General features: G+C 57.5%; 18 protein-coding genes and 4 pseudogenes. 5 read left to right on the forward strand and 17 right to left on the reverse strand.

Annotated elements, in window-relative coordinates:
* Positions 1 to 48 precede the first annotated feature (48 nt).
* The 3 genes from DPA2511_RS10965 to zwf all read right to left on the reverse strand — a co-directional run bounded on the left by DPA2511_RS10965 (position 49) and on the right by zwf (position 4,050).
* Positions 49 to 1,290 carry a glycoside hydrolase family 30 protein gene (locus DPA2511_RS10965; protein WP_015853830.1) on the reverse strand — a complete coding sequence of 414 codons (1,242 nt, stop codon included), beginning with the start codon at positions 1,288 to 1,290 and terminating at the stop codon, positions 49 to 51.
* Positions 1,291 to 1,765: 475 nt separating this feature from the next.
* Positions 1,766 to 2,407 carry a bifunctional 4-hydroxy-2-oxoglutarate aldolase/2-dehydro-3-deoxy-phosphogluconate aldolase gene (locus DPA2511_RS10970; RefSeq protein ID WP_015853831.1) on the reverse strand — a complete coding sequence of 214 codons (642 nt, stop codon included), beginning with the start codon at positions 2,405 to 2,407 and terminating at the stop codon, positions 1,766 to 1,768.
* 167 nt (positions 2,408 to 2,574) lie between these two features.
* The gene (gene zwf / locus DPA2511_RS10975) at positions 2,575 to 4,050 is read right to left on the reverse strand and encodes a glucose-6-phosphate dehydrogenase (RefSeq protein WP_015853832.1); all 1,476 of its coding nucleotides are present in this window, start codon (positions 4,048 to 4,050) and stop codon (positions 2,575 to 2,577) included.
* Positions 4,051 to 4,414: 364 nt separating this feature from the next.
* Here zwf and DPA2511_RS21580 point away from each other — a divergent pair.
* A pseudogene (locus DPA2511_RS21580) lies at positions 4,415 to 5,285 on the forward strand (MurR/RpiR family transcriptional regulator).
* A gap of 173 nt (positions 5,286 to 5,458) precedes the next feature.
* On the forward strand, positions 5,459 to 6,901 hold the full coding sequence (gene pyk, locus DPA2511_RS10985) for a pyruvate kinase (RefSeq protein ID WP_015853834.1): 1,443 nt from the start codon (positions 5,459 to 5,461) through the stop codon (positions 6,899 to 6,901).
* A gap of 423 nt (positions 6,902 to 7,324) precedes the next feature.
* Here pyk and DPA2511_RS23920 read toward each other — a convergent pair whose 3' ends face one another.
* The 4 genes and pseudogenes from DPA2511_RS23920 to znuA all read right to left on the reverse strand — a co-directional run bounded on the left by DPA2511_RS23920 (position 7,325) and on the right by znuA (position 11,977).
* Positions 7,325 to 7,768, reverse strand: coding sequence for a hypothetical protein (locus DPA2511_RS23920; RefSeq protein WP_015853835.1), 444 nt, complete (start codon positions 7,766 to 7,768; stop codon positions 7,325 to 7,327).
* 584 nt (positions 7,769 to 8,352) lie between these two features.
* Positions 8,353 to 9,332, reverse strand: a pseudogene (gene lpxM, locus DPA2511_RS21590) (lauroyl-Kdo(2)-lipid IV(A) myristoyltransferase).
* 149 nt (positions 9,333 to 9,481) lie between these two features.
* On the reverse strand, positions 9,482 to 10,942 hold the full coding sequence (mepM, locus tag DPA2511_RS11005; RefSeq protein ID WP_015853837.1) for a murein DD-endopeptidase MepM: 1,461 nt from the start codon (positions 10,940 to 10,942) through the stop codon (positions 9,482 to 9,484).
* Between the two features lie 12 nt (positions 10,943 to 10,954).
* Complete coding sequence (gene znuA, locus DPA2511_RS11010; RefSeq protein WP_015853838.1) at positions 10,955 to 11,977, reverse strand: zinc ABC transporter substrate-binding protein ZnuA; 1,023 nt, start codon at positions 11,975 to 11,977, stop codon at positions 10,955 to 10,957.
* A 75-nt stretch (positions 11,978 to 12,052) separates the two neighbouring features.
* Here znuA and znuC point away from each other — a divergent pair, with 75 nt between their 5' ends.
* Positions 12,053 to 12,811, forward strand: coding sequence for a zinc ABC transporter ATP-binding protein ZnuC (gene znuC / locus DPA2511_RS11015; protein WP_015853839.1), 759 nt, complete (start codon positions 12,053 to 12,055; stop codon positions 12,809 to 12,811).
* On the forward strand, positions 12,808 to 13,593 hold the full coding sequence (znuB, locus tag DPA2511_RS11020) for a zinc ABC transporter permease subunit ZnuB (protein ID WP_015853840.1): 786 nt from the start codon (positions 12,808 to 12,810) through the stop codon (positions 13,591 to 13,593). Before znuC ends, znuB begins: the two co-directional genes overlap by 4 nt.
* Positions 13,594 to 13,744: 151 nt before the next feature.
* Here the strand turns inward: znuB and ruvB are convergent, their stop codons facing one another.
* The 10 genes and pseudogenes from ruvB to pdxA all read right to left on the reverse strand — a co-directional run bounded on the left by ruvB (position 13,745) and on the right by pdxA (position 24,888).
* Positions 13,745 to 14,749 (reverse strand): Holliday junction branch migration DNA helicase RuvB, encoded by a 1,005-nt coding sequence (ruvB, locus tag DPA2511_RS11025; protein WP_015853841.1) that lies wholly within the window; start codon positions 14,747 to 14,749, stop codon positions 13,745 to 13,747.
* Positions 14,750 to 14,756: 7 nt separating this feature from the next.
* Positions 14,757 to 15,371, reverse strand: a complete 615-nt coding sequence (gene ruvA, locus DPA2511_RS11030; RefSeq protein WP_015853842.1) for a Holliday junction branch migration protein RuvA — start codon at positions 15,369 to 15,371, stop codon at positions 14,757 to 14,759.
* Between the two features lie 275 nt (positions 15,372 to 15,646).
* Positions 15,647 to 16,678, reverse strand: coding sequence for a HoxN/HupN/NixA family nickel/cobalt transporter (locus DPA2511_RS11035; RefSeq protein WP_015853843.1), 1,032 nt, complete (start codon positions 16,676 to 16,678; stop codon positions 15,647 to 15,649).
* A gap of 337 nt (positions 16,679 to 17,015) precedes the next feature.
* A pseudogene (gene tkt, locus DPA2511_RS21595) lies at positions 17,016 to 19,026 on the reverse strand (transketolase).
* Positions 19,027 to 19,044: 18 nt separating this feature from the next.
* Positions 19,045 to 19,995: a transaldolase gene (gene tal / locus DPA2511_RS11050; RefSeq protein ID WP_015853845.1), complete on the reverse strand. Its 951-nt coding sequence runs from the start codon at positions 19,993 to 19,995 to the stop codon at positions 19,045 to 19,047.
* Between the two features lie 32 nt (positions 19,996 to 20,027).
* Positions 20,028 to 20,486: an RpiB/LacA/LacB family sugar-phosphate isomerase gene (locus tag DPA2511_RS11055; RefSeq protein WP_015853846.1), complete on the reverse strand. Its 459-nt coding sequence runs from the start codon at positions 20,484 to 20,486 to the stop codon at positions 20,028 to 20,030.
* Between the two features lie 49 nt (positions 20,487 to 20,535).
* Positions 20,536 to 20,907 (reverse strand): PTS glucitol/sorbitol transporter subunit IIA, encoded by a 372-nt coding sequence (locus DPA2511_RS11060; RefSeq protein ID WP_015853847.1) that lies wholly within the window; start codon positions 20,905 to 20,907, stop codon positions 20,536 to 20,538.
* 10 nt (positions 20,908 to 20,917) lie between these two features.
* On the reverse strand, positions 20,918 to 21,925 hold the full coding sequence (locus DPA2511_RS11065) for a 2-keto-3-deoxygluconate permease (protein WP_015853848.1): 1,008 nt from the start codon (positions 21,923 to 21,925) through the stop codon (positions 20,918 to 20,920).
* Positions 21,926 to 22,088: 163 nt separating this feature from the next.
* A complete protein-coding gene (locus DPA2511_RS11070; RefSeq protein WP_015853849.1) occupies positions 22,089 to 23,807 on the reverse strand; it encodes a four-carbon acid sugar kinase family protein in 1,719 nt (572 codons plus the stop codon).
* A 55-nt stretch (positions 23,808 to 23,862) separates the two neighbouring features.
* On the reverse strand, positions 23,863 to 24,888 hold the full coding sequence (gene pdxA / locus DPA2511_RS11075; RefSeq protein WP_015853850.1) for a 4-hydroxythreonine-4-phosphate dehydrogenase PdxA: 1,026 nt from the start codon (positions 24,886 to 24,888) through the stop codon (positions 23,863 to 23,865).
* A gap of 245 nt (positions 24,889 to 25,133) precedes the next feature.
* Between pdxA and DPA2511_RS21600 the strand changes: the two are divergent.
* Positions 25,134 to 25,920, forward strand: a pseudogene (locus DPA2511_RS21600) (triose-phosphate isomerase).
* Positions 25,921 to 26,063 lie beyond the last annotated feature (143 nt).

Genomic DNA, 26,063 nt, shown 5'->3' on the forward strand with positions numbered 1-26,063 from the left:
AAACGCCGCAAGTCGATTGCGGCGCAAGAATAAACCCTCATTACATCGTCATTGACTCACAAAGGTTGTCACACTCAGCGGATTGAGCCATACGTTTGTTTTTCCACTGTTATCAACCTGATATGACCCGCCATATCCCACATTCAACGTCTCTGATGTGCTGTATTTTGCAAATTTACCGACATCCGCGTGGCTAATGTTCAGTGTTAACAGTTGATCTGAGTCGTTCGTGTTGACTGCCACAATAACCATCTTCCCTTCTGCGTTCTTATAGGCAGTAAGGTGAACATTTGTCTGGGGGTTTTCCGTGGCTTGAATACGCTGGAACCCAGGGCGAACAAATTTGGCATATTGCGCCATCACATAACCACGTTTACTGACGTTGCCATCCTCGGTCAATAACCCATAGGAGCGGCGGATATACCACCAGACATACGCATTATAATTGGCGACCATGCTGGCATTCAGTTCAGTGGCGACATCAAGCGCCGATGACCAGTTATTGGCAGATTGCTTTGAATCAACATAATGCTCCGTCATCCAAAGTTGTTTACCGGCATTTTGCGCTAACGGGTAAGATTTAGGCGTTGTGCCATATAAATGCCCACCGACGATTGCTACGTATTGTGACGCATCGCTGTCATTTAATGTCGGGTCGGTTAAATTATGGTTAAAATTTAATGACTCGCCGACAATAACCTTAAGGGAACCGAATTTAGCGCCCTGTGATTTGAGATAATTTTTAAAATCATCACCACTCCATTCACACGATTCATAATCAGGTTTCCAGTCAGGTTCGTTTTGTATAGAAATAGCATAAATAGGCGCACCCTGATTTTGCATATAATTTGAAAAATCTAAAAGATGCGAGGTATAGCCGGAGTAATGCTCTGTCAGTAAACGCCCGCCATTGATCAGGCTATTGTTACTTTTCATATATGCCGGCGGTGTCCAGGGCGTCGCCATTATTTTTGCGCCCAACGTAGACACCTGACGTGCGCTCGATACCTGCTTATTCCATTTATTGGAATCCGGATCTATGCGTATGCGCATAATAGAGAGCCCGATTTGCCCGGTATCATTCCCGAAGGCAGTATTAATTTGATCTGTCGTCAGGTCGTTAATCCACCCAACGCCATTCATCCCACCAAACCCTTGAATTGTCTGATAATTAACATCCGCATCAATACTTACTGTTGCCGCATGCACAGACAGTGCGATGGTGGTGGCCGAAACCAGAACCGTCGCACGTAAACAATGACGTACCCAGTCATTTACCTTTCCATTCATCGTATTCATCCTTAATAACATGATTATTGGAAAAAACAGGAAATAATGAATTTATTCATTCCTAAAAAACGATAAAAATAAAACATAAAACCATCTCATGGTAAATTGAAATGGCAGCTCATTTATATTTCATTTCTATATTGTTTTCCAGCTCAGACCTATAATTATTTTATCTAAAGATTAAAGATCTATCCCCTAAATAATTCGCATTGCCGAATAACCGGCTGACGTGTTAAACAACGCCAGGTATTGGCGCTTTAGGACAGAGAGGTAAATACCGATAAATTGACTGCGGCAAGTGATTGGAATGAACAACGCCGCCAACGCGACCCGCAATATCGCCAACGCGACTCGCCAGAAAACATCGCCCCCCGAATACGCTGAAATAAAAAAACCGCAGGGGATACCTGCGGTGATAATACGACACCCTGAAACGATAGTATGAATATCGTGGTGTCAGCCAGGTTGACGTCGCTTACGCGGTTGCGCCGGCCACGGCTTCGCGCGCCAGATCGGTAATGCGGGCATATTCGCCGCTTTCCAATGCATCCGTCGGCACCAGCCAGGAACCGCCTACGCACAGCACGCTTTTCAGCGCCAGATAGTCGCGGTAGTTTTTCGGCGTAATGCCGCCGGTTGGGCAGAAGCGCACTTTGCCGAACGGGCCGGCGATCGCCTGCAATGCCTTGACGCCGCCGTTGGCTTCCGCCGGGAAGAATTTAAATTCATTCAGGCCGTAATCCAGGCCCAGCATCAATTCGGACACCGTGCTGATACCCGGAATCAACGGGATGGTGCCCGCGACGGCGGCTTTCAGCAGCGGCTCGGTCAGGCCTGGGCTGATGGCGAATTGCGCGCCGGCGTCGGTCACTTCGGCCAGTTGCTGCGGGTTCAGCACCGTCCCCGCGCCCACGATGGCGTCCGGCACTTCGTTGGCGATCAGGCGAATAGCCTCGACGGCGCAGTCGGTACGCAACGTCAGCTCCAGCACGCGCACTCCGCCCGCGACCAGCGCTTTCGCCATCGGTACCGCGTGCTCCAGTTTGTTGATCACGATGACAGGAACAACAGGACCGGCTGTCAGAATGCTTTCCGCACTGGTTTTCCAGTTTTTCATTGAGAATCTTCTCCAGTCATGCCCAATGGGCATCAATTAATGATCTGGCGCGCCCCTGCCACAGGGATCCGCGGAGACCCGCGAACGTCCGACCGCACCGTCAGCCCAGGCGATTCGCCTGTTTATTGCTAACGGTTTTCCCCGCCACAGCGACGGGGCAAAACCGCTTATTCCACTTCGTTCCAGGAGCGGCCGTCACGGGTGATCATCGCCACCGACGCCACCGGCCCCCAGGTTCCCGCCTGATACGGCTTCGGCGAGTCGTTATCCATCGACCAGGCATCCATAATGGAATCCACCCATTTCCAGGCTTCTTCCACTTCATCGCGCCGGACGAACAACGCCTGAATCCCGCGCATGGTTTCCAGCAGCAAACGCTCATAGGCATCGGCCAGATGCTGCTGATTGAACGTTTCCGAAAAACTCAAATCCAGTTTGGTGGTTTGCAGCCGGTGCTTGTGATCCAGCCCCGGGATCTTGTTCAGAATCTGAATCTCCACCCCTTCATCCGGTTGCAGGCGGATAATCAGTTTGTTCTGCGGCAGTTGCTGATAAGAATCGCTGAACAGGTTGAGCGCCGGGTTTTTGAAATACACCACCACTTCCGAACACTTGCTCGGCAGGCGTTTGCCGGTGCGCAGATAAAACGGCACGCCCGACCAGCGCCAGTCGTCGATATCGACGCGGATCGCCACAAACGTTTCGGTGTTGCTGGTTTTGTTGGCGCCCTCTTCTTCCAGATAACCCGGCACTTTTTTACCCTGCACGAAACCGCTGGTGTACTGGCCGCGCACCGTGACGTCGTGCACGTTGGAGCGATCGATACGGCGCAGCGAGCGCAGCACTTTTACTTTTTCATCGCGGATACGGTCGGTCGAGAGATCCGCCGGCGGCGACATGGCGATCATGGTCAGAATCTGCAACAAATGGTTCTGGATCATATCGCGCATCTGTCCGGCCTTATCGAAGTAACCCCAGCGCCCCTCGATGCCGACTTCTTCCGCCACGGTGATCTGCACATGATCAATGGTGCGATTATCCCAATTGTTGGCGAACAGCGAGTTGGCAAACCGCAGCGCCAGCAGGTTGAGCACCGTCTCTTTGCCCAGATAGTGGTCGATACGGTAGACCTGACATTCGTCGAAATATTTGGCCACCTGATTGTTGATGGCGCGGGAGGAGTTCAGATCGGTGCCCAGCGGTTTTTCCATCACGACCCGGGTCGGCTCTTTGTTCAGCCCGGCTTCGCCCAACCCGCGACAAATGGCGCCGAACGTGCTCGGCGGCATGGCGAAATAGTTGATGGTGACACGGTTTTGTTGGTCAAGCATGGCGCCGAGACGGGCAAAACCGGCGGTGTCCTCCACATCCAGATTGCAGAAGTCAAGCCGCTCGCTCAGGGTGCTCCACAATGTTGCATCCACCGGCTCCTTGAGGAAGGTGTCCAGCGCATCCTGCACTACTTTAACGTAATCGGCTTTACTCCAGTCCGCACGTCCCACCCCGATGATGCGGGTTTCCGGATGAATATGGCCTGCCTTTTCCAGTTGATACAGTGAAGGCAACAACTTACGGCGCGCCAGGTCGCCCTTCGCACCGAAAATCACCAGGTCACACGCCTGAGCCGTTGACGTTACCGCCATTTTCAATCTCCTCATTGCAGGGCACTGTAATTTTATTACAGAACTAATGTACTCTTTTTGACTTTACCCAGTAAACCTGAAAAAAAACCACATTCTGCTTATTTGCTGGTACGACAAGGCTTAAGATGTCATTGGGCACCGCAGCAAAACCTATCTGGCATCTGCCCAAAAAAGAAATTTTCTGTCTTTTCTGACAATGAATTACTATTTTGAAAGTTAGACACAAGTCATATTCTGACAAAAAAAGCCGGCGGCGTGTTACTCAGCCCTCTGCAACGGCCGGACGCCCGTAGTATATTTCATCCATTCCGCATTGGTTTACCCCAAGGCAGCCAATGAAAATACCATAGATGGTCACTGTTATATGAATATGCTGGAAAAAAATCCAGAGTCATCTAGAGCTGTTGAGTAAATCGGAAAGAAAAGTGGCGGAAGTCATTCTCGCCTCGCCGCAGACAGCCATCCATGCCAGTATCGCCGCCCTCGCCGGCTTGGCGGAAGTGAGTGAGCCCACCGTCAACCGTTTCTGCCGTCGTCTCGACACCAAAGGTTTCCCCGATTTCAAACTCCATCTGGCGCAGAGCCTGGCCAACGGCACGCCTTACGTGAACCGTAATGTGGAAGAGAGCGATTCGGTGGAGTCCTATACCAGCAAAATCTTCGAGTCGGCGATGGCGGGTCTTGAATACGCCAAATCCAACATCGACGTTCAGGCGGTCAACCGGGCGGTCGATTTGCTGACCCAGGCGCGGAAAATTTCCTTCTTCGGTTTCGGCGCCTCGGCGGCTGTCGCCCATGACGCCATGAACAAGTTCTTTCGCTTCAATATTCCCGTGGTGTACTTTGACGATCTGGTGATGCAGCGCATGGGTTGCATGAACTCCAGCGAAGGCGACGTGGTGGTGCTGATTTCCCACACCGGTCGCACCAAGAACATGGTTGAAATGGCGCGGCTGGCGCGGGAGAACGACGCCACCGTCATCGCCATCACCTCCGGCGGTTCGCCGCTGGCGCGGGAAGCATCGCTCACGTTGCAGGTCGAAGTGCCGGAAGACACCGACATGTATATGCCGATGGTGTCGCGCATTGCGCAGTTGACGCTGATCGATGTGCTGGCCACCGGATTTACGCTGCGGCGCGGCGCGAAATTCCGGGATAACTTGAAGCGCGTCAAAGAAGCATTAAAAGAATCGCGTTTTGATAAGGAAGAACGATTCAGCAGTCCTTTTAACTAGTTTGTCGTAATATCGGGTGACTGCGGCGCCGCTCCCCGGAATGGAGCGCCAGCCCGTTACCTTAAAACCAGGCACGGCATCCGGCCGGGGGCGCGTACAGGCAAGCATCGCCTTTCCCCTCCTCCTGCCGTTACCACATTACAAACACGCTTCACCAGTCAACGGAGTTATACATGTCCAGACGGCTCAGAAGAACCAAAATCGTTACCACACTGGGGCCGGCTACCGACCGCGACAATAATCTGGAAAAGATTATCGCCGCAGGCGCTAACGTAGTCCGCCTGAACTTCTCCCACGGCACTCAGGAAGACCATCAGCTGCGCGCTGACCGGGTGCGCGAAGTCGCAGCGAAACTGGGTCGTCATGTCGCCATTTTGGGCGACTTGCAGGGGCCGAAAATCCGTGTATCCACGTTCAGGGAAGGAAAGATTTTCCTCAATGTGGGCGATAAATTCCTGCTGGATGCCAACCTCGGCAAAGGTGAAGGCGATAAAGAAAAAGTCGGCATCGACTACAAAGGCTTGCCGGACGACGTGGTTCCCGGCGATATCCTGCTGCTGGATGATGGCCGTGTGCAACTGAAAGTCCTGGGCGTGGACGGCATGAAAGTCTACACCGAGGTGACGGTAGGCGGCCCGTTGTCTAACAACAAGGGCATCAACAAACTGGGCGGCGGCTTGTCGGCGGAAGCGTTGACGGAAAAAGACAAGGCCGACATCATCATCGCCGCCAAAATCGGCGTCGATTACCTGGCGGTCTCGTTCCCCCGTACCGGCGAAGACTTGCATTATGCCCGTCGGCTGGCTCGCGAAGCCGGCTGCCAGGCCAAGATTGTTTCCAAAGTGGAGCGCGCCGAAGCGGTAAGCACCGATGACGCCATGGACGACATCATCCTGGCCTCTGACGTCGTCATGGTGGCGCGCGGCGATCTGGGCGTGGAAATCGGCGACCCGGAACTGGTCGGTATTCAGAAAAAACTGATCCGTCGCGCCCGTAAGCTGAACCGTGCGGTCATCACCGCCACCCAGATGATGGAATCGATGATCACTAATCCGATGCCGACCCGCGCCGAAGTCATGGACGTGGCCAACGCGGTATTGGATGGCACCGACGCCGTCATGCTGTCGGCGGAAACCGCAGCGGGGCAATACCCGGCGGAAACCGTAGCGGCGATGGCCAAAGTCTGTGTCGGCGCGGAAAAAATCCCCAGCATCAACGTCTCCAAACACCGCCTTGATATCCAGTTCGACAATGTTGAAGAATCCGTCGCCATGTCCGCCATGTACGCGGCCAACCACCTGAAAGGGGTAACGGCCATCATTGCGATGACCGAATCCGGCCGCACCGCGCTGATGATGTCCCGCATCAGTTCCGGCCTGCCGATCTTCGCGATGTCCCGCCACGAGCACACGCTGAACCTGACGGCACTGTACCGCGGCGTAACGCCGGTGCAGTTCTCCAGCTACACGGACGGCGTCGCCGCCGCCAATGATGCGGTGCTGTTACTGCGCGACAAAGGCTTCCTGATGTCCGGCGATCTGGTGATCGTCACCCAAGGCGACGTGATGGGCACGGTAGGCACCACCAATACCGTCCGTATTCTGCGCGTCGAATAAGGCCGATACGCCGGCGGTTCCATTGCGGGACGCCGACAAAGAAAAAGCGGGGTGATATATGCCCCGCTTTTTTATGTTATATCCGCCGAATTTCACATTGCCGGTGTGTTGTCCCGATGACGTATTCTCAGGGCTGCAACCAAGGCTATGCCATGCTGCTCTATGGCACTGTTGTTTACCGCTATGGCACCGTCGTTTTACCGCAATAACATCGGTCACAATAACATCGTTTGGTAACGACGATGACCTGGCTTAGTTAATAACGGAAATTCGCTGCCCTCTCAATTAAAATTATTGAGCGCCTAACGGTTCGAGTCATTCAGAATAATAGCGGCGGCATCCTTTCCGCCCGCGCATGGTTATTTATATAAAAACCATTATTTCGTTAAAATAATTTTTCCGATTCGCTTTTAGCCGGGAATATTACTGTACGCTACTCTTCGGCGTGGTGACGCCTTCATTTTTGACCGGGCTGGATTTTTCAGCCACGCTGTCTTTAACCGCCGACTGACTCTCTTTTTCCGCCTGATGTTGTTTCATGGGGTTTTTATGTTCGCTTTGCTCTTTCTTCGCTGCGGTGGTCTTCGCTGCCGTGTTTTCCATCGTGCCGACAGTTTTCTCCGCCTTCATCTTGCCGGCGGCGCCAACCGGGGTTTTGATGACGGCGGCATCGGTTTCGGGCTTAGCCGCCGCGCTCGTATTGGCTTTATCCACCGCTTTGCCCAATGCGGATTCAGCAGATGCCGGTTTTGCACTGGTGGCTGCTACGGCGTCATTCGCGCTTTTTTCCACCGTGGTGGTTGCAGCATTGGCAGAGACATACGCTGTTGCCAGTAAAACGCCTAAAAACAGTGGTTTCATATTCATTGTGAATATCCTTTAAAAGAGAATCTTTTTTTATTAGCCCCACCAAATAAGCCGTCTGAATACGTTGCGTTATTTGTCCTGGCTAATGATTGAAGCCGGTATCGCTTGGCTTCGTGGCTATTAAATCAAAATGAAAAATAAAAAGAACAGGGAATATTCCTAGAATAAATACCGGGGATAAAAACCCTGTTTATCGGATTTTTTATAAGTTCCACTTCCTCGTTTGGGTGATCAAATTTAACTATTACAGGTTATTTTAAATTTCATGAATAGGTATTAATTCTGCTTCAGTGGGTTGAAAACCGAAAAGTTATCCACAAATGCTTGTCGCAAATCGTTGCCCCCTTGGTCGCGCTGCAAAATAAACGTTACCCGTTCGCGCATTACAGCGCGGCATCATGGCGTAAACGCCGCCCTCACCTCACTTCAGGCAAGCTGCTCGCGTCGCGCTATCGGCGCTAAATCGGGGAGGATACCGCGGTGCTACACGGAGGGAGGCCAATTGCCGCGTACCGGGCGGTTTGGCAAAACGGTTGGCGGGTGTCCCGGCGAGGGAGCGGTGCGGGACACCCGGATTGCATCGCTTAGCGCGGGTAGAGATCGTTGCGCAGATAAGGCTCGGTTTCGCCCGGTTGGCGTGTTTTCAGCAATTTGAGGATCCAGGTGTACTGTTCCGGATTCGGGCCGACCAATGCTTCAACTTCTTCATTCATGCGCCGGGCAATGTAGCTATCCTCGGCGCCAGCCAGATCCCGCATCGCCGGGCGCACCAAGATATCCAGCCGCGACGTCTTGCTGTCATACACCGGAAACAGCGGCACGATCTCCGCCCGACACACCTTCATCAGCCGGCCAATCGCCGGTAAGGTCGCCTTGTAGGTAGCGAAAAAATCAACAAATTCGCTGTGCTCCGCGCCGTGATCTTCATCAGGCAGATAGTAGCCCAAAAAGCCATCCCTGACTGACCCGACAAAGGGTTTGATGCCATCGTTGCGCGTATGCAGACGCCCGCCGAACCGCAGACGCAGCTTATTCCACAGATAGTCGACCAACGCATTTTTCTGGTTGTGCATCATGGCGGCGATTTGATGCCCGCGCTGGCTCATCAGCATCGCCGGAATGTCTATCGCCCACCCGTGCGGCACCAGAAAAATGATATTGCGCTGCTGCTCACGCAACTGTTCGATCATCTCCATGCCATGCCAACGCACCCGCTCGCCCGCAAGCCTGCCGGGCAGAATAGCCAGCTCCACCATCAACACCATCGACTGTGTCGCGGTAGCGAACATGTCATCGATAATCCGCTCGCGCTGCGCCTCCGACAGATCCGGCATACACAGCAATAATTAATGCGCGCCCGCCGACGCGCCCCGCCGGATAAGCGCCCGACCAGCCGGCCTAACGCGCCCAACACCGGGTCGCGCCACCGCGGCGGAACGCAGGCCACTGCGGCCATCACACCGGCCCCCAGCCAGACACCCCAGTAGCGCGGGTGTAAAAAAGCCGGCTTGAAGCTGGGGATAAATTCGGCGTTGCTTTTTCTTTCTTTCTTTTCCTGTTCCATGCGACGACTCTTTGTTACTGCCTCCGCCAATCATAATGGCTGAGAGGGGGTTTGCAATTTACACGGCTGAACCTCTGGAGCGTATTTTTCCATCGGCAAAAAAAACAGCCGGCAGCACTGGCTACCGGCTGTTATCAGAGGCAATACCGTTAATCATCAAACTTCAACTGCGGCAGGTAATCTTTGACGCGCGCCAGATACTCGCGGCGGTCTTTACCCACCAGCCCTTCGGAGCGCGGCAACTTGGCCGTCAGCGGGTTCACGGCCTGCTGATTGATCCAGATTTCATAATGCAGATGCGGGCCGGTCGAACGGCCGGTATTGCCGGAAAGGCCGATACGATCACCGCGCTTCACCCGCTGACCCGGTTTCACCAGCAACCGCGTCATATGCATATAACGGGTGGTATATTGGCGGCCGTGGCGAATCGCAATGTAATTGCCGGCTTCGCTATCACGCTCGGCCACCACCACTTCGCCATCACCGGCAGCCAACACCGGCGTCCCCACCGGCATGGAGAAATCGACGCCGCGATGCGGTGCGATTCGCCCCGTCACCGGATTCAGGCGGCGCGGGTTAAAGTTGGAGGAGATTTTGAACTGCTTCATCGTCGGGAAACGCAGGAAACCCCGCGATAATCCGGCGCCTTCACGATCGTAAAATTTGCCGTCGTCGGCACGGAATGCATAGTAATTCTTGCCGCCGGTACGCAGACGCACCGCCTGCAATTCGGTTTGTTCGGTGTGGCCATCCAGCATTTCGCGGGACGTCAGGACGGAAAACTCGTCGTCTTTGCGCACCTTGTGCAAATCCAGTTGCCACTGCAAGGCACGAATCACTTCCCGGGCCTCATTGGCGGTCAAGCCGGCGGACTGCGCGCTACTGACAAAACTGCCGTTCATCCGACCGGTAAAGACCTTGTCCTGCCAGTCGCCCTCAATATTTTCCACTTCTTCAGTGAAGATATTGCCTTTACGAGTATACGTGCGGCTTTCACGGCGGGAGACCTGCCAGCTGAGGGTCTGCAACGCGCCGTCGTCATCAAGCGTCCAGGACAATTGCTGGCCGATCTTGAGGTTACGCAACGAAGTATGCCGATCCGCCAGCGCGGAAATATCCGACATATCAATACCATACTGGGTCAGGATGCTGCTCAGCGTATCGCCGGACGTCACGACATATTCATGACTGCCATCGTCTTCTTCTTCCGACTTCCCGTCCGGGATGCCTTGCGTAGTGGAGGGCTGATCCAGCGGTTCGCTGTCGGCCATCGGCGCGGCAGCCGACGCGCTGACGCTGGCAGCGGCGCCTGACGCAGTGGCCTCGGGCGCGGTGTTAATGTTCGGCGTGGAGGCGCTGCGCCCCTCGCCCAGCGGCGGAACCGGCGTGGTATCCAGCGGTTCGCTGGCGGGAGGATTGAGCGTCTGGTAATGATTGATGTCGCCGTCGATGTCTTTCACCATGGCGGGCGCATCGTTAACCGGCGGATATGTCACTGGCCGCCAGACTGCGGCAGCCAGTGTGATAAAAGTCAACGACCCCAGCATCACGCGATGGGGTCGGGGCAGACTGTTATACGCCAGAGTGATAGTTCGGACTATCTGCTGCACTTGTTCCTATCCTCATCTCCTTTCATTCAGGCAGCTCAGATACTGCTCGGACAAATGGCGTAAAAAGTTTACGTAACCGTCCTTATCCAGGGTGATGTCACTTCCCAATGGATCCAGCACGCCGATGCGCACGTCAGTTCCCTTGGCGACAGCATTGATGACCGCTGGCCTGAATTGTGGTTCAGCAAAAATACAAACCGCTTTATGCTCAACCAACTGTGTTCGAATTTGGTGTAAGCGCTGTGCACCGGGCTGAATGATCGGGTTGATAGTGAAATATCCCGACGGGCGTAGTCCATAATGCTGCTCGAAATAGCTGTATGCATCATGAAACACAACATAGCCCTTGCCTCGCACAGGCGTCAGCATATTAACAACATTTTTATCTACCTGCGCAAGTTTCTCAGTGAAATTACGCAGATTTACGTCCAGTTTGTCTTTATTCTGCGGCATGCGTTCCAGCAATCGGTCGTGGATCGCCACAGCGACAGCCTGCGCCATCTCCGGCGACAGCCAGATGTGCATATTGAATTCGCCATGATGATGCTCATCTGCTTCATTATCATGCGAATTCTGGCCGACATCATGAGAATGCCCGTCTTTGGCGTGCATATCATGATCAACGTCATGGGAAGCCGTGTTTTCTTCTTCATCATCGTCGTGATGTGATTCGCGCAACAAATTATCACGCACCGCAGGAAGCGAGCTCAGCGCCAGATTGCGCTCGGCAGGCAGCGGTTGCAGGGCTTTTTGTAAAAACGCTTCCATCTCCGGCCCAATCCACACCACCAGATCGGCGCGTTGTAACCGCTGAACATCCGCCGGACGCAGCGCATAATCGTGCGGCGACGCGCCATCCGGCAGCAGTACGTCGGTTGTGGTCACGCCATCGGTGATGGCCGCCGCAATAAACCCCAACGGGCGAATTGACGTCAACACCGCGGAGGACGCCGCCGACGAGGCGCATACCCCGGTCAGCAACACGCCGGCGGCGAGTATGGTTTTCAGCCATTTATCATGAGTAGAGCGCAGCATAACCCTTCATCCATCGATTTTTATACGAAAAACGGTTATATTATAACGTCACGTATTCTCTGCAACCCAAAATCTATGGCAACACTCGTTTCACTGGATAATATCGGCGTACAGTTCGGCAACCGTCCGATACTCACCGATATCACCCTCCGGCTACAGGCCGGCCGCATTCTGACGCTACTGGGCCCCAACGGCGCGGGCAAATCCACGCTGGTGCGCGTGGTGTTGGGATTATTGCCCCCCACCAGCGGCCGTCTTGAGCGCGCGCCCCACCTGCGCATCGGTTATGTCCCGCAGAAACTGCATCTTGACGTCACGCTGCCGCTGACCGTCAATCGCTTTATGCGGCTGCGCCCCGGCGTCAAACGCGACGACATCATGCCCGCCCTCAAGCGCGTACAGGCGGGGCACCTGCTGGAACAACCGATGCAAAAACTCTCCGGCGGCGAAACCCAGCGCGTTCTGCTCGCACGCGCCATTCTCAACCAGCCGCAATTGCTGGTGCTGGACGAACCGACCCAGGGTGTCGACGTCAACGGCCAACTGGCGCTGTACGAACTGATCAACCAGCTGCGGCAGGAGTACCAGTGCGGCGTATTGATGGTCTCCCATGATCTGCATCTGGTGATGGCCAAAACCGACGAAGTGCTGTGCCTCAATCAGCATGTCTGCTGCTCCGGCGCGCCGGAAGTGGTTTCGCTGCATCCGGAATTCCTCGCCATGTTCGGGCATCGGGGGGCTGAACAGCTGGCCATCTACCGTCATCACCACAACCACCGGCATGACCTGAACGGCAAAATCATTCTGAAACGACAGGACGGAAACAACGCATGATTGAACTACTGCTGCCCGGCTGGCTGGCGGGGATGTTTTTGTCCATCGCGGCGGGCCCGCTCGGTTCCTTTGTGGTCTGGCGACGCATGTCCTACTTCGGCGATACGCTGGCGCATGCCTCGCTGCTGGGCATCGCTCTGGGGCTGTTGCTGGACATCAATCTGTTTTATGCGGTGATAACCGTCACGCTGATGCTGGCCTGCGGGCTGGTCTGGCTGGAGCGCCGCCCCTGGCTGGCGATCGACACCCTGTTGGGGATCATGGCGCACAGCGCACTATCGCTGGGGCTGGTGGTGGTCAGTCTGATGAACACTATCCGGATTGATCTGATGGCGTACCTGTTCGGCGACCTGTTGTCCGTCACGACGGACGATCTGTGGATGATTGGCCCCGGCGTATTGCTGGTGGTGATGGTTCTGTGCTGGCAATGGCGTTCGCTGCTGTCCATGACCATCAGCCCGGAGCTGGCGCACGTAGACGGCGTCTCGATCCAGCGAACCAAACTGCTGTTGATGCTGATCACCGCGCTCACTATCGGCCTGGCGATGAAATTCGTCGGCGCGTTGATCATCACCTCATTGCTGATCATTCCTGCGGCCACCGCCCGCCGCTTCGCGCGCACGCCGGAACAGATGGCGCTGCTCGCCATCGCCGTCGGGATGCTGGCGGTCACTGGCGGGCTGGCCTTTTCCGCCGACGCCAACACGCCAGCGGGCCCGTCGGTGGTACTGTGCGCATCGCTGCTGTTCATACTCAGCCTGCTGAAAAAACAATCGGCCTGACGCAGCCCGTCCGGCCCTCAATGCATGAAGAGCAAATCAGTATCGGTGTGTTTTAACCTTGGCGGGTTTCCCGTCAGCCGATGGGCCGGCGGGAACAAGGCGGGAACAAGGAAAGGCGGACGGCTATTTTTCCTGCGGGTAGCGGCTGAACCTACTCTTCCCGGCTCAGGCCGAAATGACGATAGGCGTGCTGCGTGGCGATGCGTCCACGCGGGGTGCGCTGCAAAAAGCCCTGCTGAATCAGGTAGGGCTCCAGCACATCTTCGATGGTTTCACGTTCTTCGCCGATCGCAGCGGCCAGATTATCCAGCCCCACCGGCCCGCCCATGAATTTGTCGATCACCGCCAGCAGCAGTTTGCGATCCATATAGTCGAAACCTTCCGCATCCACCGCCAGCATATCCAATGCCTGCATCGCCACCTCCATCGTGATGACGCCGTCGGATTTCACTTCGGAGAAATCGCGCACCCGCCGCAACAGGCGGTTGGCGATACGCGGCGTGCCGCGGGAACGGCGGGCGACTTCCAGCGCGCCTTCGTCCGTCATCTCCAGCCCCAGACACTGGGCGCTGCGCTGCACGATGTGCTGCAAGTCGGCCACCTGATAGAACTCAAGACGCTGCACGATGCCGAAGCGATCGCGCAGCGGCGAGGTCAGCGAACCGGCGCGGGTGGTGGCCCCGACCAGCGTGAACGGCGGCAAATCCAGTTTGATGGATCGCGCCGCCGGGCCTTCGCCGATCATGATATCAAGCTGGTAATCCTCCATCGCCGGGTAGAGCACCTCCTCCACCACCGGCGAAAGACGATGAATCTCGTCGATGAACAGCACGTCATGCGGTTCAAGGTTGGTGAGCAGCGCCGCCAGATCGCCTGCTTTCTCCAGCACCGGGCCGGAAGTGGTGCGCAAATTCACCCCCATTTCGTTGGCGACGATATTCGCCAGCGTGGTTTTGCCCAACCCCGGCGGGCCAAAAATCAGCAGATGGTCAAGCGCGTCGCCGCGTTTGCGGGCCGCCTGAATAAAAATCTCCATCTGCTCGCACACTTTCGGTTGCCCGACGTACTCAGCCAGCGTCTTGGGGCGAATGGCGCGATCCTGTACTTCCTCTTCGGCGATGACGCTGGGTGAAATCAGACGGTCGGCTTCAATCATGTTTACCTCACAACGCGGCGCGCAGCGCTTCCCTGATCAGGGTTTCACAATCGGCGTCCGGACGCGCCACCTTGCTGACCATCCGCGCCGCCTCCTGCGGTTTGTAGCCCAGCGCCACCAGCGCGGCCTCGGCTTCCGCCTGCGGATCCGGTTCGTCGGCCTTGCCGGCCGTCGCCGGCAGCGAGATATCACTGGCGGCGGTAAACAGATCGCCATTCAACCCTTTGAAGCGATCTTTCATCTCCACCACCAGACGTTCGGCGGTTTTCTTGCCGACGCCTGGCAGTTTTACCAGCGCGCCGATCTCTTCACGCTCCACGGCGAAAACGAACTGCTGCGCCGACATCCCCGAGAGGATCGCCAGCGCCAGCTTCGGCCCGACGCCATTGACCTTGATCAGCTCGCGAAACAGAGAACGCTCCTGCTTATTGTTGAAACCGAACAGCAGTTGCGCGTCTTCCCGCACCACGAAATGAGTAAAAATCACGCTTTCCTGACCGAGCTCCGGCAGCTCGTAGAAGCAGGTCATCGGCATATGCACTTCATAGCCCACCCCGGCGGCTTCAATCAGCACCAGCGGCGGCTGCTTTTCCAATACGATGCCTCTCAGACGACCTATCACGCGGTTTTTCCTCTTTCCAATAGCACTAAATGTTGGCGTATAGCTTATAACACAAAAAAAGTGGCGCATACACAAAAGCTGTATGCATATCCAGATTGCGATGCCGCTCGCCGTTTAAAGGCCCGAATGACGGGCGTTGCACAGGATGGGGGAAGCCGAACAAGGGGGCGCCGCGCCGTCAATCCGACCGCTCGGCCAGCGCCACCCCCGATGAGGGAAAACCGGGCGCGTCGCCCGGTGAGTCAAGCTATACGGCCAGCGCCGAACCGACGGCGTCAGGCGGCCTGATTATCCAGCGCGTCGTACTTTTTCCAGCGGTAGTTACACAGCGAAATCACCCAGCAGGCGATAAACAGCGCGATCACGTAAAAACCGGCGTTGCCCAGTTGGTCGTTCATGTCATCCACCAGACGCCACGCGCCGGCATGCAGGTCAAACTTGTCCGCCAACAGGCCGAGCGCCTCCAGCCCGCCGATAAACACCGCCACCACCACCGACGACGCGGTAATGGTCATGTTGTAGTAAAGCTTGCGCTGCGGCTTGCTGAACGCCCAGCCGTAGGCGCCCACCATCAGCACGTTATCGAGCGTATCCACCAACGCCATGCCGCAGGTGAACAGCGCGGGAAACAGCATGATCGACCAGATCGACATGCCCTGCGAGGCGCCCGCCGCCGAGAGGCCCAGCACGCCGATTTCCGTCGCGGTATCAAACCCCAACCCGAACAGGAACCCCACCAGGTACATGTGCCAGCTTTTGTTCACCAGCCGGAATGTGGAACGGAACAACCACCCCAGCACGCCGGAGGCCGGCGCCGCCGCTATCACTTCCGGCGTCAGGCGCTGACCTTGTTTGAAGCGCTGGAAATTGCGCCAGACGCTACGCAGGATCACCAGATTCACTACCGCCATCAGCAACAGGAAAGCGGCGGACACCGAGGTGCCGATCACGCCGCCCACGTCGTGGAACCAAGTCATATCGTCCTGAAACGCCGTCGCCGTTGCCGCCAGCGCCAGCGACGCCAGCACCACGATGGTGGAGTGGCCGAGCGAGAACCAGGTGCCGACGCCCAGCGGACGCTTCCCTTCCTGCATCATTTTGCGGGTCACGCTGTCGATGGCGGCGATATGATCCGCATCCACCGCATGACGCAGCCCAAAACACCAGGCCAGCAGGCAGGTCGCCACCAGCGCAGCATTGTCGTGAAACATCGCCACGGCCAGCAGCCATACCGCCACATTGATAACAACCAGACAGCCTAAAATAACCACAGCGCGCGGGTTTTTCCGCAGTAACGAAGACAACATGAGAACCCTTCCAATCGATCCGGCGGCAGGTGTCGTCGGGGAAACAGTGAGTATGAAAGTTTATGGATTTTTCATACAACCGCATGTTGTCGCAGATCAAAGACGGGCGGAATTTTCGGGTGGAACGTCGGCACCGGCAAGATAAACACCGCTTCCCCGCCGCAGGAAAGCCGGGCCGCCGCCCGGTGCGTCAAACCGTTCGACCCGCACGGCGCCCGATAAGGGAAAACCGGGCCCACCACCCGAGGCATCACGCCATTCGGGCGGCATGGGGGCAATCAAGGAAAACCGACCCCCGCCGACTGACGGGAGCCCGGTCTATTGCAGTGAAATAGCGTTAGCGCGCCAGCAGCGCTTCCGCCTGATGCAGCAGGTTGTCGAGGGTAAAGCCATAGCGCGCAAACAGTTGCCCGGCCGGGGCCGATTCACCGAAGTCGCGCATCCCCACCACGGCGCCGTGCAACCCGACATACTTGTACCAGTAGTCGGCGATGCTCGCCTCGACCGCGATGCGTGCGCTTACCGCTGAGGGCAGCACCGCTTCGCGGTAAGCGGCATCCTGCTGGTCGAACACGTCGCAAGACGGCATCGACACCACCCGAACCGCCACCCCGCGCGCCGACAGCACTTCCCACGCGGCCACCGCCAGCGCGACTTCCGACCCGGTGGCGATCACAATCAGCCTGGGCGGCAGCGTACCGTCTTTCAATACATAGCCGCCCCGCGCGATCGCCGCCAGTTGCGCGTCGTTGCGCGGCTGTTGCGCCAGATTCTGGCGCGACAAGATCAGCGCCGTCGGGCCGTCATGCCGCTGCACCGCCTGTTGCCAGGCCACCGCGGTTTCCACCTGATCGCACGGGCGCCACACGCTGAGATTCGGCGTCACCCGCAGCATCGCCAGCTGTTCCACCGGCTGGTGGGTCGGGCCATCCTCCCCGAGCCCGATAGAGTCGTGGGTGTAGACCAGCACCTGACGTTGCTTCATCAGCGCCGCCATGCGCACCGCGTTACGGGCGTATTCGACGAACATCAGGAAGGTGGCGGTATACGGCAGGAAACCGCCGTGCAACGCCATCCCATTGGCGATGGCGGTCATGCCGAACTCCCGCACGCCGTAGTGCACATAGTTGCCGGCCGGATCTTCATTCAACGGCCGGGAGCCGGACCACAGCGTCAGGTTGCTCGGCGCCAGATCGGCGGAGCCGCCCACCAGCTCCGGCAACAGCGGGCCAAAGGCATTCAGGGCGTTCTGCGAGGCCTTGCGGCTGGCAATCTCCGCCGGGTTAGCCTGCAAGCCGGCGATGAACGCCTGCGCGTCATCCGCGAATGTTGACGGCAACTCGCCGCGCATACGGCGGGTAAACGCCGCCGCCAGCGCGGGAAACGCGCGCGCATAATCCGCAAACCGCGCCGCCCAGGCGTTTTCCCTTGCCTGACCAACCTCCCGCGCATCCCACTGCGCACGGATTTCCGGCGGGATCACGAACGGCGGGTATGGCCAGCCCAGCGCTTCGCGGGCCGCCGCCACCTCCGCAGGCCCCAGCGGCGCGCCGTGGGACTCGTGGCTGCCGGCCTTGTTGGGCGAACCGAAGCCAATCACGGTTTTGCACATCAGCAGCGACGGCTTATCGCCGACTGCGCGCGCGGCGTTGATCGCCGCACGGATCGCCGCCTCGTCGTGCCCGTCAATGCCGCGCACTACATGCCAACCGTAAGCCTCAAACCGGGCGGCGGTGTCGTCGGTAAACCAACCGTCGACATGACCATCGATGGAGATGCCGTTGTCGTCGTAAAACGCCACCAGCTTGCCTAGCTTCAGCGTCCCCGCCAGCGAGCACACCTCGTGGGAAATGCCCTCCATCATGCAACCGTCGCCCAGAAACACATAGGTGTAGTGGTCGACCAGGGTATGCCCCGGCCGGTTGAACTGCGCCGCCAGAGTACGTTCGGCCAGCGCCATCCCGACGGCGTTGGCGATGCCCTGCCCCAACGGCCCGGTTGTGGTTTCCACGCCGGGCGTGACGTCCACCTCCGGGTGTCCCGGCGTTTTTGCTGTGCATCTGCCGGAAATTTTTCAGCTCCTCCAGCGGTAGCGCATAGCCGGTCAGATGCAGCAGGCTGTAAAGCAGCATCGAGGCGTGGCCGTTGGAGAGCACAAACCGGTCGCGGTTAGGCCAATCGGGGTTGGCGGGGTTATGGTGCAGAAACTCGCGCCACAGCACGGTGGCCATATCCGCCATGCCCATCGGCGCGCCGGGGTGGCCGGAATTGGCCTGCTGTACCGCGTCCATACTCAGTGCGCGAACCGCATTGGCTAATGGCCGTGCGGTGTAATCAGAGTGCGTCATCGTTTGTCTCCCGGCGCGTTACATCAGGCTATGCAGCATATTTTCCAGCCGAATCTGATCGGCGGCGAACAGCCGGATACCTTCCGCCAGTTTGTCTACCGCCATCGGGTCGTCGTGGTGCTGCCACAGGAACTCCGCCTGCGTCATCGGGCTGGGGCGTGTTTCGCTGACCGCCTCGACGGACAATTGGCGCGGCAGCGGTTCATCGCACGCCTTCAGCTCGTTGAGCAGCGCCGGGGAGATGGTCAGCCGGTCGCAGCCCGCCAGCGCCGTCACCTGCGATTTCTTGCGGAAACTGGCCCCCATCACCACGGTGTCGTAACCGTGCGTTTTGTAATACTGGTAAATGCGCCGCACCGAGGCCACCCCCGGATCGTCGCCGGGCTCCGCCGACGTTTGCGCGGGGTGGGCCTGATACCAGTCATAGATGCGCCCGACGAACGGCGAGATCAAGTAGACGCCGGCTTCCGCACAGGCTCGTGCCTGCGCAAAGGAGAACAGCAGCGTCAGGTTGCATTGAATGCCCTCCTGCTCCAACTCTTCGGAGGCGCGGATCCCTTCCCAGGTCGCCGCCAGTTTGATCAGAATACGCGAGCGGTCGATGCCCTGTTCCTGATACAGCGCGATCAGCCGCCGCGCTCTGGCGACGCACAGACCGCGATCCCAAGACAAGCGGGCGTCCACCTCGGTCGATACCCGGCCGGGCACCTGCCGCAGCACTTCCGCGCCGATGTTGACCGCCACCTGATCACACGCATTGAGCAACCGGGTGGCGTCACTGCCGCCCTGCCGCTGCGCCTGCCCGACCGCATCGCGGATTAGGCTCTGATATTGGGGCAATTGCGCCGCCTTGAGGATTAAAGAGGGATTGGTAGTAGCGTCCTGCGGCGCGAACTGCCGGATGGCGTCGATATCGCCGGTATCCGCCACCACTACCGTGTACTGTTTTAAAGCATCCAGTTGGTTCATGGTTATTCCCCTACGCCAGGTCTTGCGACGGACTATTCGGCAATATGTTGATTTTGATAGTAATCGATACGTTCCACCTTCGCCGCCGAGCCGCCGCCTTCATACTCGGCATTCAGCCAGGCGCGAATAATCTGCTTGCCCAGTTCAGCGCCGATCACCCGGGCGCCCAACGTGACGATCTGCGCGTTGTTGCTTTTCCGCGCCCGCTCCGCCGAGAACGTATCGTGGCACTGCGCGGCACGAATGCCCGGCACTTTGTTCGCCACAATGCTCATCCCAATGCCGGTGCCGCAGATTAAAATGCCGCGATCCTGCTGACCGGCTTTAATCGACATGGCGACGGCGTGCGCCACATCCGGGTAATAACGGTTATCCGCATTTTTATCGCTGCTGAAATCCACCCAGGGAATATTGAGCGAATCGAGATAATTCGTAATGGTACTGCGTAATTCATACGCAGCGTCATCCGCACCAATGGCGATTGGTTTCATGATTAACATCCTTACTTCAGATTAATGAAATTTTAATTCAGTCGAATTTTCAGCACGGTTCAGAAATAATGATATTTCCTGAACCCGGTAATTTATCCGGTATATTCCCCTTAACATGTACCGTCCCCGGTAATTCCGCCGTGGCACTGCCGTCGAATAACAGCGTGATATGTCCCAGCTCGCGTAAATTATGGTTGGCGACATCGCCGACGGCGGTAATCACATAATTCTTGCCGTCTAATTCCAACTGCTGATCCACCGCCAGCGGCTGGAACCATTCATCATCCTGATGCAGCAGGCAGTACGCCCCCAGATCCGGCGGCACGCAATCGCTGAACAGAATCACGCGATTGTCCTGCCGCATCGCCTCCGCCTCCTGACCGACGGCGCGGATCGTCGCTTGCCACACGACATGTCTCATTCCTGCCCCCTCATTTCGCTTTATCCGCCGGCGAGTTGAACGGCTGCCCCGCCGCTTGCGTTGCCGGCGCTTCGGCATCGGTTTTACGCAGGCGCTTGTCAAACCAGGCCACCAGCACCGGCGCGGTGAGCATGGTGATGATGCTGGCGGTCGCCAGTTGCGCGGTGGCGGCATCAACGAATGCCTGTAGCGTCGGGTCTGCCTGGGCCACCATCGCCGGCGTCAAGGCCGAACTGGCCGCCGTGGTGCCGAGCGCCGCGCCGAGTGCGGTTTTCTTCTTCAAAAACAGGTTGTACAAGAAGTAGAAGACAATCGCGGTCAGGGCGGAAATGCCGCCTAACAGGATGCCGGACAGCCCGGCGCTGAACACCGTATTCATGCTGGAGTTGGCGCCGATCGCAAACGACATGATGATGATGATCAGCGGCTGGGAGGCGGCGCACAACTGTTTGAATTTCTCATCAATATTGCCCCACATCATCCCGACCAGCAGCGGCACCAGCATCGACAGCAACGCCTCGAACGGAATATTGGCCAACCCGCTGACCCCCAATACCACCATGGTGACGAACGGCCCATCCTTGATGCAGAACACGGAAATGGCCCCGGCGTCGCTGGCGTCGCCATAGTTGCTGCACAGCGCGATATACAACGAGCTGTTGGAGCTGGTAATACAGGCCACCAACGCCAGCGTAGAAATACCGACGAAGCCCGCCGGCCCGAACATGGCGCCCATAATCCACACCGCCAGCGCGCCGGCGGCAAATTTCAGCATCAACAAGACTGCGCCTTTATATAACGGCAGCCCGGCTTGGCGAATATTGATCGACGCGCCGCAAATCAGCAGGAATATCCCCATCATCGCGCTGGAACCGGCTTTAAATAATGCCGTCGTCGGGCCGCCTATTTTTAACATCGACGGGAAAAAGGTATTAATTAATATGGCAAGGATTAATGGAATAATAATCAACCCGCCGGGGAACTTATTCATCTTGTCAAACAGATTTATATTTTTCATGGTGTTTCTCTTTTGTAGGGTAGAGTCACATCAGGCCTATTTTTATTAAATAGATTCGGCCCATATCCTGAATAATACGCATAGCGAAAAATAGGCTCAGGGTATCCGCGCACTGAATCAATACCGAACTATTCACCCGCGGATAGGTTATTTTTCAGCTATGTTACTGCGTCGCTTCGCGATAAATATGTTCAACGATGGTATGAATCACCTCATCCGAGCCGGTCAGCCCGCCTTTGCCGACGCACACCAACCCGTTGTAATCACCGCCGATGATCCTGACCAAATCGGTCTGCGGTATCACGTAATCCACCATTTCGATGCCGCTGGCGCCCAATCGTCTGAGCACGTTCACCATGGTGTCGCCCCCGGTCATGTACAACCCGCGAATTTCGCCGCCGCCGGCATCCAGCACCGCCCGGACGATATCCCCCAGCCCACGGTTGATATTGTCGGCCGCCTGCCCGTGCGCCAGCCCAAAGCGTTGCTCCTCCTGTGCTAAATCCAGCAACCGCCCGGTCAGCGCCGATTCGAACACGAAAATGGCATTGCGATGTGTGCGCACGCACTCCTGCGCCTGACGCACCACCCGCTGCACTTCAATCTCGGCCGAGTGTTCCCGGTCAATCAGCAGTTCCGCATCCACCGGGATATGGCACACGCGCGCGTCCTGTTCGATCAGCCGGGTTAGCTGGCGTTTGGTCACGGGCGTGGCGCTGCCCGCCACCACCACCACCGACCCTTGCTGTTGGCTCACCGGCACCGGCGTTGCTTCCGGGCGCGGTTCATCGCGGATCATCTCCCGCGCCCAGGCCAGCCGTTCGGTAAACGGCCCCGGATCCACCGCCAGTACGTTCCAGTTCAGCAGCGTCACCGCCCGGGCGATGGTTTCGACATCCGCCAATGAGATGGCATCCACCACCATGATGCGCGAGCCGTTTTGCTGCAACTGGCTCAGCGCCTGGCTGACCGCGTCGTACCCCTTGAGCACGCAGGATAACGCGATGTGGCCGACGTGGTGGTGCGTCTGCGCGGCCAGCAGTTCCGGCACAAAGGTTTCCGTCACCGGGGTGCGCACGTCTTTAGCCACATCGGTGCACGACAGCGCCACCGAGTCGATGACCGAGTAGCCGCCCACCAGAATCCGACGCGATTGCGGCATCGCCGGCACGACGACCGCCACGGTTTCCTGCGGCAACACCTCCAGCATGGCATCGATTTCATAGCCAATGCCGCCGCGCAGCGTGGTATCGACGCGCTTGGTGAAGTAGCGCGCCCCGCGCGCCTGCAACGACAGCGTGGCCTGGCGCACCAATTGTTGCGCTTCCGCTTTCGGCAGTGGCCGGCTATTGCTGCTGATCACCATCGCCTGCCAGTCTGAATCGCAGGCGTCGAAGGAATCCGCGTCAAAAAAGGCCGCGGTTCTGATGCCGCTGCGCGCCAGCAACACCCCGACGGTGGTCGCGCCGGTCAGGTCATCCGCCACGATGCCCAGCCGGTCGCCCTGCCCGCCTTCGCTGCGCAGTTGCACCCCGGCCGGCGTGACGCCGGACACGTAAATATCGTCACGGATAAACGCCGCCAGCGGCCCGGTTTTGCCGGTGGGGTGCAGGTTGATGGTGGGAATGCCGCGTTTGGGGTACAGGCCGCAGCGCAGCGTGCCGCCGCAATCGATCACCACCAGCCCGATCTCCTGCTCCTCCGGTTCGCCGTGCTTAAACACGTCCACCGCGTCCCAGCCGGTCAACTCCATCAAGCGATCCACCACCGCCGGGCGAATACCTCCGGTGATATAGGCAATCTTTTTCCCCGCCGTTACTTCAAGGCTCAAGGGCCCGCCCCAGCCTTTGCTGCCGCGGGTAATTTCCAGATAACGTTTCATGCGGTTCTCCTTGCTCAGGAAGGCGTGTACCCGGCTTGCGGGTACCTGCCTGCGGTTATCGGTGTTTCATCTTCCAGTAGCGTGCCGCCACCAGCGTTGACTCCAGCATGCTGACGGTGCCGGCCTTGCCGGTACCGGCGATATCAAACGCCGTGCCGTGGTCAACCGAGCTGCGCATAAACGGCAGGCCGAAGGTGATAGTGACCGAGCGCTCGAAGTCCAGCGTCTTGCAGGCGATATGCCCCTGATCGTGGTAGAGAGAAAGGATCGCGTCGTAATGCCCCAGTTTGCCCTGGTGGAAAACCGAGTCGGCCGGAACCGGCCCGATCGCATTGATACCGAGCGCCTGCGCCGCCTGAACCGCCGGAATGAGGTTGTCTTTCTCCTCATGCCCGAACAGCCCGTTGTCAGACGCATGGGGGTTGAGCGCGGCGACCGCGATGCGTGGTTGCGGGATATTCAGCGCGGTGAATTCATGGTGGATCTGCTGTACGCAGGCCAGTACCCGTTCTTTGTTGGCATAGTCGCAGGCGTCTTTCAGCGCCATATGACGGCTGACGAAGAACACGCGCAGTTTCTGCACATGGAACATGGTCAGACCGTAATCGGAGCCGGTTTCCACCTGATAGATCTCGGTATGGCCGGGCAGCTTGCAGCCCGCCAGTTTGATGGCTTCTTTATGGATCGGCGCGGTGGAGACCACGTCAATCTCGCCGGCCATGCCCAGCGCGATGGATTTCATCACGTAATCCAGCGACATCTGGCCGGCCAGTTTCTGCACTTTCCCCCAGACGATGCTGTCGCAGTCGTAGTCGCCGGTCTCCAGCACATCCAGCGTTCCCCAGGTGAAGCGGGCTTCGGCCGGCGAGTGAATCACGTTGATGGCGAAGTCGCAGTTCCAGATGGCCATCGCCCGTTGGATGATCGGCACTGAACCGATCAAAAACGGCCGGCACTCCTCATACACCGCTTGATTCATCATGGTGGCGACGGAGATTTCCGGGCCAATGCCCGCCGGGTCGCCGATGGTAAGGGCTACGACAGGTTTGTTATCAACAACAGGTTTGTTATCAACCGACATATTTTTCACCTTTTTCATATGGCCAGAACAACCAAATGTTCATATGTTCACTTAAATAACTTTTGTTAGGTGGCAGTTTACGGTAAGAAAAACAAATAACCTTGAATAAGGTCACGTTTCATACAGAAATATCCTTGACCGGAGAAATGTGTGATCGAACATTTGTTTTGGTCATGATTATAAGTAACGCGATAAGGACTTTTGTTACCCTCACCGCAGACGAATAGTGATAACGGGAGTGATTAATGAGAAACCTGATGCTGGGCACCAGTTGGAAAATGAACAAAACCCTGGAAGAGGCCAACGCCTATTGCGATGTGTTGGTTAATCGGCTCAATGCGGCGGCCGGCCCCCACATCCAGCCATTCGTCATCCCCCCTTTTACCCTGATTCGTGAGGTGACGACGCGCTTGCGTCAGGGCGGCGTCAACTGCCTGACCGGCGCCCAGAACATGCACTATGCCGATGCCGGCGCCTGGACCGGGGAAATCTCACCGGCCATGGTGCGCGACTGCGGTGCGACGCTGGTGGAGCTGGGCCATTCGGAACGGCGGCGCGACTTTGCCGAAAATGACGCGGATATTCAGAAAAAAAGTACAGGCCGCGCTACGCTATCAGCTACGGCCGCTGGTGTGCGTCGGTGACAGCGCGCAGGAAAAAGGCTGGGGGGTCTCGATTGAAACCGTCGTGCGTCAGATGAAAATCGCCCTGGCCGGGCTGGCGCGCCCGCAGGTTGAACAGGTGATCATCGCGTATGAACCCGTGTGGGCGATCGGCGACGGCGGCACCCCGGCGACGGCCGATGAAGCGCAAACCATACACCGCGCCCTGCGGCAGGCGCTGGCGGATACCTACGGCCCGGACACGGCGGAAAACGTGACGTTGCTGTACGGTGGCAGCGTAAATCCGCATAATAGTTCGGCGCTGATCCAATGCCCTGATATCGATGGATTATTCATCGGCCGCTCGGCATGGGACGCTGAGGGTTTTTGTCGATTGGCGCACAACGCCGCGACGTGGCGGGAACGTTAAACCTACCGTCGCGCCTGCGTTGGCGCTGCACCGGCGTCATTGCACATGTCGTCGCCCGCGTGAGCCGCAGCCCACATTCAGTCAGAAGGATCCTGCACGCCGGCCCCTGTCGATGGCGGTCGGCGAAGGAATAATGGCGAGAC

The sequence above is a fragment of the Musicola paradisiaca NCPPB 2511 genome (assembly GCF_000400505.1).
Lineage (GTDB): Bacteria > Pseudomonadota > Gammaproteobacteria > Enterobacterales > Enterobacteriaceae > Musicola > Musicola paradisiaca.